Source organism: Paenibacillus sp. MBLB1832 (assembly GCF_032271945.1).
Taxonomy (GTDB): Bacteria; Bacillota; Bacilli; order Paenibacillales; family NBRC-103111; genus Paenibacillus_E; species Paenibacillus_E roseopurpureus.
Window position 1 is genome coordinate 3861396 of record NZ_CP130319.1, and the last position, 17769, is coordinate 3879164.

General features: G+C 48.0%; 12 protein-coding genes and 1 pseudogene. 2 read left to right on the forward strand and 11 right to left on the reverse strand.

All coding sequences use genetic code 11. From position 1 onward, the window contains the following. Window positions 1-71 precede the first annotated feature (71 nt). From MJB10_RS17385 to MJB10_RS17400, 4 genes are all read right to left on the reverse strand, one after another. Entirely contained in the window at window positions 72-1007 is a 936-nt protein-coding gene (locus MJB10_RS17385; protein ID WP_314796700.1) for a peptidylprolyl isomerase, read from the reverse strand. Window positions 1008-1091: 84 nt separating this feature from the next. After that, a complete protein-coding gene (locus MJB10_RS17390) occupies window positions 1092-3524 on the reverse strand; it encodes a CBM96 family carbohydrate-binding protein (protein ID WP_314796702.1) in 2433 nt (810 codons plus the stop codon). Window positions 3525-3693: 169 nt separating this feature from the next. Continuing rightward, window positions 3694-4572 carry a carbohydrate ABC transporter permease gene (locus MJB10_RS17395; RefSeq protein WP_314796704.1) on the reverse strand — a complete coding sequence of 293 codons (879 nt, stop codon included), beginning with the start codon at window positions 4570-4572 and terminating at the stop codon, window positions 3694-3696. Window positions 4573-4593: 21 nt separating this feature from the next. Then, window positions 4594-5550 carry an ABC transporter permease gene (locus MJB10_RS17400; RefSeq protein WP_314796706.1) on the reverse strand — a complete coding sequence of 319 codons (957 nt, stop codon included), beginning with the start codon at window positions 5548-5550 and terminating at the stop codon, window positions 4594-4596. A 158-nt stretch (window positions 5551-5708) separates the two neighbouring features. Here MJB10_RS17400 and MJB10_RS17405 point away from each other — a divergent pair, with 158 nt between their 5' ends. Then, a complete protein-coding gene (locus MJB10_RS17405) occupies window positions 5709-7442 on the forward strand; it encodes a cache domain-containing sensor histidine kinase (protein ID WP_314796708.1) in 1734 nt (577 codons plus the stop codon). Window positions 7443-7459: 17 nt separating this feature from the next. Next, window positions 7460-9076, forward strand: coding sequence for a response regulator (locus MJB10_RS17410; RefSeq protein WP_314796710.1), 1617 nt, complete (start codon window positions 7460-7462; stop codon window positions 9074-9076). Between the two features lie 57 nt (window positions 9077-9133). Here MJB10_RS17410 and MJB10_RS17415 read toward each other — a convergent pair whose 3' ends face one another. From MJB10_RS17415 to MJB10_RS17445, 7 genes and pseudogenes are all read right to left on the reverse strand, one after another. After that, window positions 9134-10810, reverse strand: a complete 1677-nt coding sequence (locus tag MJB10_RS17415; protein WP_314796713.1) for a type 2 periplasmic-binding domain-containing protein — start codon at window positions 10808-10810, stop codon at window positions 9134-9136. A gap of 200 nt (window positions 10811-11010) precedes the next feature. Then, the gene (locus MJB10_RS17420) at window positions 11011-11187 is read right to left on the reverse strand and encodes an aspartyl-phosphate phosphatase Spo0E family protein (RefSeq protein ID WP_314796715.1); all 177 of its coding nucleotides are present in this window, start codon (window positions 11185-11187) and stop codon (window positions 11011-11013) included. Between the two features lie 24 nt (window positions 11188-11211). After that, window positions 11212-11418 (reverse strand): annotated as a pseudogene (locus tag MJB10_RS17425) (LPD1 domain-containing protein); the annotation flags it as partial. 82 nt (window positions 11419-11500) lie between these two features. Next, window positions 11501-14059 carry a carbohydrate binding domain-containing protein gene (locus MJB10_RS17430; protein ID WP_314796717.1) on the reverse strand — a complete coding sequence of 853 codons (2559 nt, stop codon included), beginning with the start codon at window positions 14057-14059 and terminating at the stop codon, window positions 11501-11503. 110 nt (window positions 14060-14169) lie between these two features. After that, window positions 14170-15753: a DUF3502 domain-containing protein gene (locus MJB10_RS17435; RefSeq protein ID WP_314796719.1), complete on the reverse strand. Its 1584-nt coding sequence runs from the start codon at window positions 15751-15753 to the stop codon at window positions 14170-14172. A 63-nt stretch (window positions 15754-15816) separates the two neighbouring features. Next, the gene (locus MJB10_RS17440) at window positions 15817-16623 is read right to left on the reverse strand and encodes a carbohydrate ABC transporter permease (protein ID WP_314796720.1); all 807 of its coding nucleotides are present in this window, start codon (window positions 16621-16623) and stop codon (window positions 15817-15819) included. A gap of 91 nt (window positions 16624-16714) precedes the next feature. Beyond that, a complete protein-coding gene (locus tag MJB10_RS17445) occupies window positions 16715-17641 on the reverse strand; it encodes an ABC transporter permease (RefSeq protein ID WP_314796722.1) in 927 nt (308 codons plus the stop codon). Window positions 17642-17769 lie beyond the last annotated feature (128 nt).

Genomic DNA, 17769 nt, shown 5'->3' on the forward strand with positions numbered 1-17769 from the left:
CTCAGCCAGATTGCCTAACAGGATTGAAATACGAGTCTATAGACTCGAAGAGGCATCGAACGCTTTATTAATCAATCCATCACCCGCACTTTCGCCTTTGCAACGAGTTGTTCCGTGTAATCAGCAATCGTTGCATCCAAATACCTTTGCAGGACTTCGTTCTTGATCTCCTCGTAAGAAAAATAACCTCCCGCTTCTCGCTTGGTGCACAGGATCAGCTTGAAATTTTCTTGGTCCGCTACAATCTCTTTTCCTAGTTGTCCTTCTTTTAGATCCTTGGCAAGAGCAAAGAAATTATTGTGATATTTATCAAAATTACGGCGGTTTTCCTGATTCATTGTCTCTTCCAAGGCAAGGCCCGGTGACAGCAAACGTTTTTGGTAGGCTGTCTCGAACTTATCCGCAGTCTTTATCTTTCCCATTATCGCCTCCGCTTCCGCCCTGGCGTCTTCATCTGTACCGGGAATCACGATTTCGTGAAACACATAAGTATCTAGCTTCCTGGCCAGCTTCTCCGTGTTGGACTCATAGTATGAGAGGAGCTTAGTCTCGCTGACATCAATCGGATTCCCTTGAAGCTTGTCGCGCAATTCCCGCTTCGCATTGGATAATAAATAATCGAAATAATCCCGTTCCTTGAACTGCTTGGGACCGTAAATCGGCTCATGCTTCTCCAGCGCGATCCGTCTTCGTTCGTTTTCTGCCTTCAACTGCTGCATGAATGTATTATAGTCAACAGGCATCTGGATCCCGCGCGCGCTCGCTTCCAATTGCGTTAATCTCGTTCGTATGACTGCATTTCGTTCCTGGTCGGTAATAGGTGCCGGCGCATCCCCCAGATCCCTTCCGGTAATCAGGAAGAAATCAAACTTTGAAACCGGACTGCCGTTTATGGTCATGACGGTACCGGGCGCCTCTTTGTCGGAATGACCGAAGTAGAAGCCCGTGCTCAAGCTTACCAACAGTACCAATGAAAAGAACAGGAACACGACGTTTCTTCTTTTCATACCAATCTCCCCCTGCTGCTTAAAAAACAGGAGCACATGCATGTTCGCGTGTGCCCCTATTCGTTTAAGGCCGATTGCTTTCGTTTATGGCGTAATCGTCATCGTCGGACGCAAATTAATTGAAGCATTCTCGCTGGAAGCATAGGTTACATTCGTACCGCTTCCACCGGCGGACGACGTATAGACACGAATGGAAATCTTCTTGCCGGTCTGCATCGCCGCCTGCACTTGTGAGGTGACATCAACCACAACAGGCGTTCCCGCTGCAATGGTGTATGTGCCTAAGATGGTGCCGGAGGACGGCTTCGTGTTCCATGTAATCGTCCCTTCCGACCAAGAAGTATCACTCACAATGGCGACTTGGTTCTGTACACCCGCAGTATCGGCCGTCAAGGGATTCAACGTAATGACAGCCTTCGAGATCGTCCCCGTGTAGGCGCTGAAGTCAAATTTAAGATAACTGTCCCGATCCCACCCAGGGATATCCAGCTTGGTTTCAAGTGAGGTTGCACTGGTACCCGACATGTTGGTGTCCGCATAAGAACCGTCCCTTACGGTCGAGTCATCGCTGGCGGTCCAGCTTTGGGTAACGGCCGGTACTTCTTCCACGTACAGATCATCCCCGTATCCAATTCCCGATCCGGCCGGTTTATAGAAGTAAACGATGGCCGTCGTGTTGCTGGAGCCTGTGGTGAAGGTCAGCCCCCCTTGAACATACGATTGTGAAGTGAAGGCAACCGCTTTCTCCGTTCCCCCATAATTCTTCACACCTGCTTTTATCGAGTCCCCCGCAATATCCACCCGACCGCGTGCGAGCAGTCTATAGGTCTTATTGGGAGCCACCGTGATCGTCTGCTCGGCCCCGCCATCGGACCCTGCGACCTTCACTGCATTGGCACCGCTATTGGCACCGATGCTTGCCAAACTGCCGCCGCCCCACAGAGACCAGGATGCAGAGCCCGATTCGAAGCCCGGATTTAGGACAATATTCCCCATCCCATTGTAGGCTCCCCGGTTCGGCACAGCCACGTTAGAAACAGCATTGCCATAATAGTCTTTGCCGTTATTGTTGCTGATTGTCACACCGGAGTTTAGTGCGGGAGATCCAGCCATAAGCTTGTAGCCGTCCACATTCGTACGGCTTACGCCCAATCCTGGACCTGTCAGCTTCGGATCTGCAGTTGACTTGTGGGCGTCGCTTGGCTCTCCAGTTGTATGGACACCGTAGAAGGTGTTAGAGTCAAAGACCAAGGTTGCAAAGGTGGACGGACCGACCCAGTCTCCTGCCCCAAGCAAATAGAAGATATTGTTCTTGAAGTATGCCGTTCCTTCATATGCGGAACCGGCGAAGGGGTTGGTCGTCATACCGCTCTTCAGGTAAAGGGTGTTATTATACACCTGCAAATTGCTAGAGCCGCCGGAAAACATGAACAGACGAGTCTGATCATTCTGGCTGATGTTGTAGCGGACGATCTCGTTCTTGCCTACGGAAGGATAGCTGCAGTTGCATTCCAGCAGGAAGCCGCCTTCATTATCATGACTGTAGTTATATTGAATGATGGTACCGGTTTGGCCGTAATCCAAATCATACCCTTCCGAGTCAAAAGTCGTTTTCCCGCCGCTTGCCTCATTGTATTGAATAATCGTATCATCCGCATCCCAAGTCCAGATCCCCGCATTGGCTTGTCCGGAACGAATGTTGAAGCCGTTTACGACATTATATTCCACTACGGCTCCAACAGTCTCGCATGGGACGATGCCATCCCCACCGATATCGGACAAATAGTTGTTGGAGATTTTCACATTGGTGCTCGGATACCAGTTCGTGGTACCGGTACAGTGCGCATCGGCGCGGCAATACCAGCTGGAACTGATCGAGATCCCGCCGCGATCGACTGCTGGTCCTACCGTATTGCCGTCAATCAGGATATCGTTGTAATTCGATTGAACCGTGCTGCCTTTCACAACGAAGAAGATGCCTTCGCTCGAGTTTAAGTCCTTGCTATTATCTCCCGCGATGTCATGAACGTTGTTGTTCAAGATATAGATCGAATTGAGCGTTCCTGCGTCCGTATTCTCCACAAGAATTCCGCGACGGTTTGATTTGTAACCGCTCGTGTTTGTAACCTCTAAATTTTGGACCGTCCAATATTGTTGATTTTTCAGATAAACGCCTGCGGTTGCAGCGTTTCCATTCACTTTGGGAGCTGCTCCGCTGCCGTAGGCGTCGATGATGATACGCGAGGTGCTGTTTCCAGAGCCCTTCGGGTTCAACATGCTGTTCCAAGAGCTGCCGCGGGCCAGAAGAATGCGGTCTCCCGGGAGAAAAGTAGTATTGTTTACATTCGTAAAGTCGGCCCAAGCGCTCCCCGTCGAGGTACCCGCATTGGCATTGCTCCCTGTCACGCTGTTCACATAATAGTCCTGAGCATGGGCATGGACGACGGCAACGAATAAAAAGATTCCGAACATGAATGATAAAGCGCTTACAAATTTAAGAAAATTAATTTTTGTCATTAACATTACCTCCGCCTTTCCAGGCTAAGCATTTTATACTCCAATCAGATCTTGCAAAGAAACATTCTCCCCCTTTCCGTCTTACAAAATGAAAATCTAATGTAACATCGCCTTGAAGGAAATCGAGTATTCGTATATTCGCTTTCAAGGCAATGACGTTACCTTCTCATTACTCCTTCACAGCCCCCACCACAATGCCCTTCACGAAATACTTCTGCAGGAACGGATACACCAGCAGGATCGGAAGCGCTCCAATAAAAATTTGAGCCGATTTGACGGTCTGTTGATTTAAATTTTCCAAATCCTTGGGGTCCAGACTGAGCTTACTGAAATCCTGCTGAACAACGATCGTTTGAAGGAAGGTGGCCAACGGATATTTTTTAGAATCCACCATATAGATGAGACCGTCAAACCAGGAGTTCCAGTGCCATACCAAGGTAAATAACGTTATGGTTGCCAGAGCGGGTAATGAAATCGGCAGGACGATGCTGAACAGAATTCGGAATACGCCCGCTCCGTCCATGTGCGCCGCCTCCTCCAATTCAGAAGGCAGCGAACGGAAAAAGTTCATAAGGAGAATCGTGTTGTATATGCTTAGCGCTGGAGGCAGGATTAAGGCCCACATGGAGTTAATCAAGTGCAAATTCGTCATTAGAATATAGTTCGGCACGAGTCCACCAGAGAACAGCATGGCAAACACGAAGAACCACATGTACGCGTTGCGGGACTTGAATTCCGCAAATTGCTTGGACAGGGCATACCCCGCAAGCGTCATGACCGCCATGCCAATCGCCGTTCCGAGCAGCGTGCGGTAAACGGAATAGAACAACGCTCTGGAGAAGGCCGGATTGTTCACGGTTTTGCTGTAAGATTCCAGCGTAAAGTCGATCGGCCACAAATTGACCAGGTTGGCATTCGCCGCTGAACTTCCGCTGAAGGACACGGCGAGGACATGGATGAGAGGCAAGATACAAAGCACGGAAAGGACGATGAGAAACAGGTGATTACCCGCGCTGAAAAAGCGGTACCCGAATGTTTTGTGATACATGGTGTCATGCTTCCTCCTTCTTTAAAAGATTCTGTAATTGCCGAATTTGTAGGCGAATCGATAAGATGCGGCGATCAGAAAAAAGCTGATAACCGACTTAAACAAGCCAACAGCCGTCGCAAAGCTGTAATCTCCCTTCATCATGGCCGTCCGATACACGAACGTATCGATCACATCCCCGGAGTGGTAGACGATCGGACTGTACAAGTTGAAAATCTGATCAAACCCCGCATTCAGTATGTTCCCCAGCTGCAGCGTCCCAACCACGATAACGATCGGCAGCATGGCCGGAAGCGTGACGTTCCATGTCTGTTCCAAACGTGTCGCTCCGTCCACGCATGCTGCTTCATACAAAGCTGGATTTACGCCGGAAATCGCTGCAAGGTAGACGATCATGGAGAAGCCGAATTCCTTCCAGACGTCGCTCGCTACGACGACAACACGGAACCAATTGTCGTCGCCCAGAAAGAAAATCGGCTCAACTCCGAAGGCATCCGATAACACCCGATTGACCATACCGCCCTTGACAGAGAGCAGATCGAGCAGGATCCCTCCGAGAATGACCCATGACAGGAAGTGAGGCAAATAAACCAAGGTTTGAATTCCCCTCTTCATGCTTTCCCTCCGAACCTCGTTCAGAAGAAGGGCAATGACGATCGGGATAAATAGTCCGAAGAGAATTTTCAGAACCGAGATGATAAGCGTGTTCCAGATCACCTGCTTGGATTCATCAAACAGGAAGAGGTTGCGAAATTGCTCCAACCCTACCCAATCCGAGTGGAAAAAGCCTAGCCATGGCTTATAATTCTGGAAAGCCATCACGATGCCCGCCAGTGGCAGGTAGTGAAAAACAAACGCCAACAGAAAGGCTGGGAAGAGCAGGATGTGCAGAGGCCATGTTTTTCGAAGCCCTCTTCTCCAGCTTGCATATGGTCGAACCACACCTTTTGAAGTCGTGGCTTCTAGATTTCTTTCCATTCATAAGTCTCCCTTCATATCGGTGCATACTAGAAAGCTATTTTCTGTTACTATTATTATAACACCTTGGTTTTTGGCTCCCTATGACAAGGTCTAAACATCTATAGCCCCTTTCATAACCAAATTCGAATCCCGAGTTGGATCAGGAGGACTGACCATTGATTAAATATAAAGTGTTCCAGAAGCTGTTATTCATGTTCGGAGCCTTATTCGTCCCGACCGCAATCCTATTTTACTATGCCAACCATACCAGCAAGGAGCTTGTCACCCATACGTTGGTCAACTCCTCATCCCGCCAAATGGAATACACGTTGGACCAAATCGAGCAAACGCTTCGCCATCTGGAAAAGCAGGCCCTTGTTCTGACCAACGATTCTTCGGTCCGCTCCTATGCCAATTATTCGAACTCCGACGATCTGTTGGATCATCTCTTCATTCGCAATATCATTGAGGAGAAGCTCGATATTCAGGCTCAAGCGGACCCCCTGATCGGAGACCTTACGGTCTATTGGCCTCAGCTTGAAGAACGCATCTCTGCAGCGGGTGCTGGCAAGAGCATGGCCAGCAAGGAAGAGTTGATGATGAAGCCGAAGAACCGTTGGTACGCAGAGTTTATAAACGACCAAGTATTTTTTCATTTGCTTCTTAGCAACAGCCCGTTCATGGAAAAGGACCTTACCAACGCCACCGTCATGGTGGAAGTCACCATCTCTAATCGATACATTGCTTCCGTGTTGGAAGGGTTAAACAAGACGGGGAACGGTACCTCCTTTTTTTATTTTCGGAATGGAAACATCACAAGCACCGAAGCGATCGACTCGAACGTAAGGGCCCATCTTATGCAAACCCCTCTGCTCCGTAACGACATTTCCACAGACGTGACAAACCACGCTTCAGTGAAGATCGACGGAACGGAGTACTTGATCCAAATCATGCGGAGTCCCACGCTGGACTGCAGCTTGGTCAGCTATATCCGATCCGACGCGTTTCTTCTTCCGCTTCATAAGGTGAACGTCTTGATTAACGTAAGCTTACTGTTCCTAGTTGTCTTCGGTATCGGCTTTTCGTATATGTTTTACAAGCACTTCCGCACCCCCTTCGCGTATCTTGTCCGCAAAATCGAGAAGCTGGGCGAAGGGGACTACACCATTCGCGCAACTCTTAAGACTAGGACGGAATTTGACTATTTGTTCGATCGGTTCAATGAGATGGCTGCACGCACTCAGTCCTTAATTGAGAATGTGTACGAAGAAAAAGTGCGTACACGGGAAGCCGAATATAAACACCTCCAATCCCAAATCAACCCGCATTTTCTATACAATTGTCTGTTCTTTATCGTGAGTATGGCTAACAAGTCTCCGGAAGCCGTCATCTCCATGGCGAAGAATTTGGCCGCCTTCTATCGCTACATTACCCGCAGAGCGGGGGAGCAAACAACCTTGGAGGACGAAATTCGATTAATGCAGAGCTACCTGGAGGTCCAGGCTCTGCGGAACAGAAGACTGTCTTATACAATCGCTATACCTGAAGAGATCCTGCGTCTCTCTATGCCGACCCTTCTGCTCCAACCGATCGTTGAGAACGCCATTGTACACGGGATCGAGCAAAAGCAAAAATCCGGCAAGGTCAGCATAACGGGAGCCGTTCTCGCGGATCGATACCAACTGTGTATTGACGACGACGGAGCAGGCTTGTCCAATGAAGAAATCATCCTTCTGACGGAACGCATTCAAAGCTCTTACCAGCCATCCGAAGAGATGGGATGCGGTCTTCGCAATGTGAACCACCGGTTGATCCATCGCTTCGGTCCCCGCTCTGGCTTATTATTCGAACGCAATGAATGGCAGGGTCTCCGGGTGCGGTTTCAAATTCCTTTTTCCCATCTTTCCTAAACGGAGGTTTTCTGCTAATGAATGTGTTGATCGTTGACGATGAAGAGTACGTGTTGGACTTTCTGGAGTCGGATATTCCTTGGGGCAGTCTAGGAGTGAAGCAGGTGTTTCGAGCTCAGTCCGCAGACGAAGCGCTGCAGCACATCTCCCTGTATCCCATTCCTATTGTGATCAGTGACATCCGCATGCCTGAACGTGACGGAATCGAGTTGATAACGGAAATTCTTGAACGGGACTCGGCCGTTAAGGTCATTCTGTTATCCGGCCACTCTGATTTCGAGTATGCTAAACAAGCTCTCAAATTAGGGGCTTCCGATTATTTGCTAAAGCCGGCGACAGTAGAGGAAATCACCGATTGCCTGAGTAAGGTCATAGAGCAATTCCAAGAAGAGAAGCAGCAGAAGGAGAATCTTATTGTAGCAAGGGAAGTACTTCAACTGGGAGCATCCCGCATGCGAGAGCATGTTTTACTGGATTTACTGTTAGGCAAGAAGCTTACTCAAAAGGAACAACGCCGTCACTTGAATGCGCTGAATATCAAGGTAGAGGAGAATGACTTGTGCTTTCTCGCTTTGCTGCGCATCGAAACCGGTCTCGAAGAGATGGCCAGAGAGGACTATGAGTTGTTCAGCTATGCGCTTCTGAATATGACGGAAGAAATTATTAATGAGCGTGTCGGGCAAGACCCCTCCCTCTGGTCCTGCAAGGACCCTCACCGTTTTATCGTAGCACTCCTTCCTGTCCAAACCAGTCAAGACTATGAAGCCTTCGTTCGCAAGTGGGAGAGACTGCAGCGAGAGGTTCGCCACTTTTTTAAACAAAACCGAACGGTATCCATCTTCTTGACATCCATCTTTCCTTTTGGACAAGGTATTCACCAACGCTATACCGAAGCGGTAAATGATTTCTGGCTCTCTATTGGCACGCAGAGGGACGTGTTGCATACCGCCGATCAGTCACAGGAGAAGCGTGCGGAGAAGTCGCTAAAGCCCCTGAGCCGTTTACACCTATCGCCTACTATTCAACAGTTGATGGATACAGCTAACTGGAATGAAATTCCAGAAAGGCTCGATTTTATACTGGACGAATTGATTCTGCCGGACTTTCATACCCAACACCACCTTCTGGAGGTGGCCTACTATCTGTTCGGGTGCTTTTCTTACATCGCCCATAAGCAAGGTGATTCCTTCGCGGACATGGTGAGCGTCCCGGTGCTCGAGAACGGCTCCTTAATGTTCCAGTCGCCCGAGAACATCAAGGAATGGGGAATGCCGCTGATTGATCAATTTCAGCGCTCCCTTCGCGACGTTACGATCAACCAGAATCATATCGTGAAACAAATTCAAGATTTTGTAGAACAACATTTACACGATGACGTCTCGTTAAATCGCCTTGGCGGACATGTGTATCTACATCCAGTCTATCTCTCGCGCCTGTACAAGAAAAAAACCGGGGAGAGCTTATCCGCTTACATCCTGCGTTGCCGTATGGAAAAGGCGGCTCAGCTTCTGACTACGACCAATATGCGGGTAGCCGACATCGCAACGGAAGTCGGGTATCAGAAGACGCAATATTTTATTCATATCTTCAAGGATTCCTACGGTTGCACCCCTCAAGTTTTTCGGAATCGATAACATGCAAAACACGCTCACCCGGCAGGGTAAGCGTGTTTTGTTAACATAGCATGAACTTTATTTGCCGCCAATGCTTTTATACCAGTCATTGACTTCCTTCGTTACCTGATCGCCGCCCTTGCTCTTCCAATCAGCCACGAAAGAATCGAACTTATCCAGAGGGTCTTTGCCGTAAATAATTTTCGTATAGGCTTCCAGTTCCATAGTCTTCAAGCTATCACCCTTGTTCTTCATGGTTTCGGTGGGAGAACCATTAAATAGGCTTGGAGCGTTGGTGTTCTTTAGCTGGAAGTTGATTGCCTTTGCGATAACCCCTACATCATCTTTGCCTGATTGAGCAAGAGAAATTTGTTGCCTTGTTTTCGGCTCTCCGCCCTTCGCAATGTAATCCGCGTCAGTCGATAGCTTGAACGGAATATCTGGCGAGTTGCCGAACAACGTGTACTTGGCAGGCGTAGGCAATTTATCCACCGGAGTAGGGAACTTTTTGCCGTCATAAACGGGCTTCCCATCTACCATCGCGTAATCGTAGTTTTCGTACCAGCCGAGCTTGAAGTCGCCAGTTTCATACTGAAAGTCGTAAATGCGGTCCAAATACTTGAAGAAAGCATCCATGTATTTGAAATCTTTGTTGAACATCATGACTCTCTTCTCATTGACCGGCCCCTGGTAGCGAGCGGATTTGCCGTCAACTCCTGTCGGAAGAGGGTACACACCAAGCTTGGCGTTCGGACTTGCCTTCTTCACATCGCCAAGCGGCCATGTCTTGGAATAATTCGGAGCGGCAACCATGCCGGCTTTGCCCTGAACAAACGCTTCCGTTGCCTTCACTTCATCATTCGCTGCGAGTTCCGGGTCCAGATACCCCTTCTTGAACCAGTCTTGAAGCTTCGCGAGGCCTTGTTTCATCTCAGGTTGAACGGAGCCGTATTTCAGCGTGCCGTCGTCCCCTTTGTACCACATATTCGGGATAAATTTACCTGAGGATGCTCCAAAAATGAAGCTGGCATCCGACATCCAGTTCGAGTACCCGTTCTTGCCGGACACCGCGAAGCCGAATGTATCCTTTTTACCGTTACCATCCGGATCATTGTTCGTAAAAGCATCCATGACCTTCTCAAACTCGTCTAACGTCTTCGGTGCTTTCAAGTTGAGCTTGTCCAACCAGTCCTGGCGTACCCAAAGCACCGGGTTCGTGCTGTCCCCTCCAGCTAACAGCGGAAGCGCCAGCACTTGATTGCCCTTCTTCACTTGGTTAAACACCGAGTTGTTGTCAGCATACAGCTTCTTAATACGTTCACTTGCGTATTTCTCGAAGTCAGCGCTGATGTCCTTCACCTTGCCGGACTCCATCAAATTTGCGATCAAATTTTCGTCCGTGAGCACAAAGACGTCCGGTAGTTGATCGTTGGTAGTAAGGGTGAGGCGCAGCTTAGTCGTATACGCATCGGCGGTCGGGACATCCCAGAGTTCCTTCAGCGTGATGCCCAGCTTCTCTTTCGCCCACTTGGTATGGACGTTGTTATTAATGTCTTCGCCATTCATAAACACATAATCCGAGCCTAAGGTTCGTGCGGTGGTAATGGTGATGTTTTCCTGGGCCTTGGGACTGGACGAACCTGTGTAAGCGGACGCCGCCGGTGAGTTGGAATTTGATACACTGTTGGAACTGCATCCTACAACCCCGATCATGGAAGCCATCAAGGCAAGTGCGACCCCTTTGTTCTTTCTCATTTGATATTCCCCCCTCGTATTAAATCCTACAAGGAAATAGTAGCATGCAGAAAAAAAGTAGTATATGCCCCAAGATAAACATCCATAGCCCCAATTCCCACCCATTAAGATCAATGCGAAAAACGGCCCCTTAAGCGAGAGCCCAACGAGACCATCAAATTCTAAAAAAACGGTGTCGCCCTTGAGCAACACCGCTCCCCCTATCCAACATCACTTTGTTTCATGATATGTTCCTGCTGAAATATATTTAACAGTTGATCTAGTTCCTGTGACTTTTTCAAAGCCTTTAGTGACGTATAACCGTACTGCTGGCAAATGTTATACATTTCGGCCCTTTTGCGTTCTATCTCTCGACGAATTTGAGTTAATCTTTTCACACAAATAAACCTCCAAGATGAATTTCAGATACAAAACTCTTTTCCATATCTGCTCGTCATGGAGTAGACCGGAAAACACCACCATGTTCGAAATGCCTCAGTGATGGCTAGTCTTTCGTCTCCTTGCGGATAAGGACCACCGAATCGGGTACCACAGACCAGATAAATATTGGTCCTCCCAGAATCTATGGGCTCGTCTTCAATCCAGGCTTCGAACGCACATGCGTATAGTTCATGATCTCTTTTCTAGTAAGCACCATTCGCTTTTGCATCGAGAAAAAATGATCTGAACTAAGTAGGAATAAAAACTTACTTATCGGAACTCATGGGCGCCAATGTCATAGTTGGTATTGTACGGCGTGCTGTTTTGGAAATAGTCGATCTTACCCACATCTAGACCGTACAAGCTGGATAAATTCCGTCCCGTATCCTTGGCTGCCGAGGTGGAACCAATCTTGAAGTTGTTTGGGTTACCCCCTACCGTCGGGTTAACGAGCGCCGGATTGCCGATAACGGAGGTGTCTGCACTGTTTTCCGTTTCGTAGCCCAACGCTGATCTCCAGGAAGACATGCTCGTATAGGTGGTTCCGCTGCCATATCGGTTAATCATCTTGAATACTCCACCATTGGTGTAGTACAGGTTGCCTTTAATTTGGCCCGTACAAGTGCCGCAAACACTGGTTGCAATCAAAATACTGCCGTTAGAAGCGTTCAGGATGTTGTTATAAACTTTGAAATTATTGGTTCCCAGGATGTCCGTGCTGTTTGGCTGCCAATTATTGTGGGCACCTTGAATGGTAATGGCCGCCGAACCGTTGCTTGTGGAGATGGTGTTGTTATAGATGGTATGATTATTGCCCTTACCATTGATTGCAATGCCGCCGTACAACTCTCCCCATTCGTTTAAGCTGGAGGTCCACTTTTTGTACGTGTCATGGATAATATTGTAACGGATAACTGTATTCTGAGCAGTAAAGTTCTCGCCGTAACCTTCGTCTAGAAGAATGCCTGCCCCGTCTGTGTTATAAATATAATTGTACTGTACTAACACCTCGCTAGATGCGCCAGGATTGATGCCATCTCCGTCTGCGCCGCTTGTCGTAATGTCATGGACGGTGTTAAATTGATATACGCTATAGATGCCGCCCCAGTTCCACAGTCCTTCCTTCGCTCCGCCATTATAGGCCGTATTGTTTTCGACCATCAGCATTTGAGCCTTACCGCCATAGAAGAGCCCCCAGCAACTGCTATCAGTTGGTTTAATGGAGTCATACATCGTATTGTACCCAGCGTACAAGTTGCTGACGGTGTCACCGTTCGTTCCGATGGCAAAGCCATCTGATCCGCGATCAGCCCCAGTTGAGGTTAACTCCTGCGAAGTAATGGCATAATCGTATACCGTATGCACATCATTGCCGACAAAATTGACAGCTTCCAGCTTTCTGTGGTAGGTGGATGTATCCAGAAGCGTGCGGTTCATCACCCCCGTTCGGAAGTTAGTAATGACGTTATCCCCAACATAAAGCAACTTCAGCTTCTTGGCGATGCTGTTGTTGTTGACATAAATGCCGTAGCCAGTGTTTGTCGATCGATTCGTACCATCTAACTTCAAGTTGGTGATGGCGTACCCGTAAGTGTCTGCGAGGGAAATGGCCGTTCCTGTGCCCGCGGAGATGGTCGCCTTCCCTGTTCCATAAGAAGCAATGGTAATGGGATTAGCAATGGTTCCAAAATCCGAATTCGTAAAGGTCACATTACCGCTAAAAATTTGACCGCCTTTGAACAGGATGGTTGATCCTGGGGCAAAGGTTGTATTGTTAATTTTGCCAATGGTCTTCCACGCCGATGATGCCGATGTGCCGGTATTGTTGTTGTCATCCCCGGCTGGATCCACGTAGTAGGTAGGTCCTGTGTTTTCCTTCAAAATCAAATCATCAAAATAGGCGTAGCCATAGCCCACGTTATTATTGCCAATTTGAACTTTCAGGTAGGAGGTACCGGTTGGAACAATGATTGTTCCCGAGTTCTGGGCGTAATTCTTCCAGTTGTAGAAAGGCACCATCGTCTCGGTTAACTTCGTATTAGCGCTGTCATAGGCCCCCACCTTTAGATAGCCTATAGTCCCCTGCTTACTCACTTTGCCCCAGCCGCTTAGGGTATACGTCTTTCCGGCGGTGAAACCGCTAGTAATGGTTTGGTACCGTAAGCCAGTTCCTTCGCCGACTCTCATGCTGTTCGTGCCGGAGTTGGCGTTGTTGGCCTCATAGCCGGCATTCTGCGACGCTGTCCAACTCGTATCCCCGGACTCGAAACCAGCATTCTGCAGCAAATTAGTTGCCGTTAACACAAGAGTCAATTCGTCAGCATACAAATCGGGGCCTCCCGCAGCGTTATTGCTCCAAACCCCGATTTCTGCGCTAGTCTTGTCGGAAGCTGTAGTGAACGTAAGGGAGTAATTGGTGTAACTGGTTGTCGTAAACGCTGCTGTCTTGCCGGTAGTGGCATCATAATTTTTTACATATAAGCCGCCATCGCTGGTCGCCGTGCTTGACTTTTTTCCGTAAACGCTTACAGAATACGTCGTGTTAGGGCTTAATCCTTCTACGACCTGGTACACGCCGGAATAGGACCCGATCTTCGCAGCGTTGCTTCCTTTGTAGGCGTTCGTGCTGTTTAACTGAACAGTACCCCAAGTAGAATAACCGGTCGAGTCACCAGTTTCAAACCCAGGATTATCGGACAGCAGCACCCCGCCTTCACTGGCTGCCGAGATGGTCTGCATCGGTCCGGTAAATACCGAGACTACAGAGGTAGAGCTCAACATCAATAGTGCGGTCAACCCTGCAGCAAACTTACTCTTCAAATTCTTCATCATCATGATCCTCCTTGAAAGTGAATTATGGGAAGGACCCTAAGGAAAGTGGATGGAACTCCAACTTTGTACTTAAGGCCCCGACTCATTGCAGATAACTTGCTTATGTCTTATCGATTCTTAAGAAACTCATCAACCTGCTTCTGCATAGTTGTCATGACCTTCTCTAAACCAGCCTTGTTTAGCTCATTCTTAAGCGTGGCAATGTCGCCATCCAGGTTCGTATATTTGCCAGTTGCAAGGATGTAACCTCTGGTTTGAATCGAGTTATTGAAAGCGGACATTTCATTCTTCACATCGGCATCGTTAAAGTTCATGGCGTTAAGCAACGGAGAAATGGCCTTGTTATCCTTACGCCACTTCTGGTCATAGTCCATCCGTACCCAGGTGCCCTTCGTTGGCTTCAGCATCATGTCTTTATTTTGCCAGCCCCAAGGACAGTTGCTGGAGAACGGGAATTTATCCCCATCCGGACCTTTCACGTACACGCCGTCTTGAACCGTATAGTGCTTATCCTTGATACCCATTTCCGTAAGATCTTGGTAATCCCTGTTCGTGATGAAGGCGTTGTACATCATAAGTAGGCGTTCCCAGTTCTTGGAGGTGGAGTGGATAGCAAATCCAGATCCGTTGCCCGGGCCCACAACCTTGATTGCGTTAGGCCACAGATCCACAGTTTCGGCCTTCCATTCCGGATGATCGGTATCCCCTTCGTTCTGGCGCCCGTTTGCAACTGCCGCATTACCTACTACAGCTGCTGTTTTACCGCTTTTCCACAGGTCCCGCATCGGTGTCTTGTTCGTCAACACGCTCTTCGGGAGGACGCCGGCCTCATCCAGCTTCTTCACTCGCTCCAGGACAGCCTTATACGCTGGATCATCCAGTACGTTCAGCACCTTCCCCTTCTTGTCGTCCAGCTTATAGACCAAGTATGGCATGGACTTGCTCACGGGAATGACATTGTTCGGAACATAATAGGCGAGGTTCATATATTCTTCGAACATATCCTGCCCTGTACTATTCAAGGCAATGATGTTCTTATCATTCTTGGCTACCGTAATCAGGTAGTTGTCAAAATCGTCGATCGTTTTAACCGGAGGCAGGTTGTACTTCTCTCTCAAGTCCCCGCGAACCGTTACCAATGTGCTGTCTGCCCAGACGTCGAAGGCGGGAAGCATGTAACTCTTGCCATTAATCTTCGTTTCGTTCAGAGCATTAGGGTATTTCTCCATTAATTGCTTGTAATAATCAGGTGCATATTTCTTCAACATGTCTTCGGTAATTTCCTTGAAGCCGCCTTTGGTGACCTGCTCCGTATAGCCTGTCCAGCTTCCTGTGTAGATACCGTCGAAGTCCTCTCCAGCAGCGAACACGAGATTATATTTATTCTGCATGTCAGTCCAAGGAATATACTTAACATCCAGCGTGGCGTTTAAATCCTTCTTTAGTTTCTTATTCACTTCGTCGTAGACAAGCCCCGCATCTGGCTGAGGATCGCCAACCAAATAAATGCTTAATTTTTGCTCCTTCGAAATGTCGAGTTTATCACCCCCTGCGCTCTGTGTGGATGGCGCCGCCGGCGTTGTAGCCTTTGAGCCTCCCCCATCATTTTTGGCGCTGCAGCCAGACAACAATAAGGTTGCTGTTAACAAGGCTGCGGTATAGAACTTGACTGTGTTGGACATCATCTTCATACGTTCATCTCCCCTACTTTGTTTGTGTTGTTTGAGAATATATGGTTAACCGCCTAAGCGAGATTACCCTTTCACCGCGCCAATCGTCAAACCACGGATGAAGTATTTTTGCAAGAATGGATATACCAGCAGGATCGGTCCTGTCGCTACAACAGTCATGGCCAGTTTCAGCGTTTCAGAAGGAAGTACAGACTGGCCCGTCACAACGGAAGTTGACGTATTCTTCAGTGCTTGCGCAATGGAGAGAACTCGGTATAGGGTAAACTGCAAGGTGAAATACTTCTCATTTTGCATAAAAATGTAGCTAAGAAACCAATCATTCCAGTAGGCCAGAGCGATGAAGAACCCAATAGTAGCTAAGACAGGCTTGGATAGCGGCAGGATCAATGTACGGAAAATCAGAAAGTCTCCAGCCCCGTCAATTTTTGCGGATTCAGTAATCGCATCGGGAATTTCACTCATGAAGCTTTTCATGATGATAATGTTAAATACATTGAGCAGCATCGGCACAACTAGCCCCGCAAACGTATCGTTCAGATGTAAGTACTGGACGCAGAGAATGTACCAAGGAACAATGCCGCCGCTAAACAAGGTTGTAAAGAAGAAATACAGAGCGAACTTGTTTCTCCACTCAAAATCACGCCGTGAGAGCACGTAAGCTGTCATAGCGGTAATGAACAATCCAAGCAAGGTCCCCGTCAATGTCGTGAAGATCGTGACTCGGTAGGAAGAGAAAAGTTGACTAGCATTCATAAAGATGAACTTGTAAGCTCGCGTATCAAATTGTCTTGGCAACAGGCTGTACCCTTTCGACAGAATGGCTTCTTCATTCGAGAAAGAGCCCGAGATAATGAGGACCAAGGGCAGCAAGCATAGTAGAGCTAATGCCGCAAGCCCCACGTACGAGAAACACTGAAATAGTCTCTCGTCCAAGCTCTTCCTTCTCACTATGGGTAGCGTCTTAGTAGAGAGCATGATCTTTATTCACCCGCCTTACGATGGAATTCACGGTAGAAATCAGGAAGAAGCAAAGTACCGATTGCAGCAGGCCGGCTGCGGATGACATGCCAAACTCTCTGGTTTTCATGAGGGATCTTGTTACGAACGTATCGATGACATCCGTATAATTATAGACGACCGCGTTGTCTCCGACGATCTGGAAGAACATATTGAAATCACCACGGAAAACGTTGCCCAGTGCCAGTAATACCAAAACGATGGTAGTCGGCATCAACGATGGAACAATAATGTAACGGATTCGCTGAAACACATTAGCCCCGTCAATCTCGGCCGCTTCGTACATCCCCTGATCAATCCCCATGATTGCGGCGAGGTAGATGACCGTAAAATACCCTACATTTTTCCATAAGTACGAAGAAATGATGATACCTACCCATGCCATAGGTCGGTCATAAACGTTGATGGGCTCCAAATGAAACTTGGCCAGTATACTATTCATGAAACCGAATTCAAAGTTGAAAATGCTGTAGATGAAGGCACCCACTACAACCCAAGAAATAAAATACGGAACGAAGAGCAGCGATTGCGTCCATTTACGAAAGAGCTTGCTCGATACTTCCGCCAGCATAATACCGATGGTAATGGCAAGCGCATTGCCTATAAAGATAAACGCCAGATTATACAATGCTGTATTGCGGATAATTTGGCTGAGATTCCCCGACATGAACAGAAATTTGAAATTCTCGAATCCAGCCCAAGGGCTGCCCCATATTCCGTCTGTGTAATTCATTTTTTTAAAGGCAATAATAGCCCCTGACATGGGTATGTAGCTGAACAGAAAGAAAAACACGAATCCCGGTAATAGCATGAACAGCAAGGTTCGATATTTCACAAGTTTGGCAAGGGTTGTTTTCTCTGAAGCTGGCATGTTGCCTCTCTCCTCTCTTTATCTCTGTATGAATTCATCATAGCAGGTCATCGGAGTCCTCCTATCTGGACATTTAATAGATTTAAGCATTTTTTTGCGGACCTAATTCACGGTCTATCCAATCCATA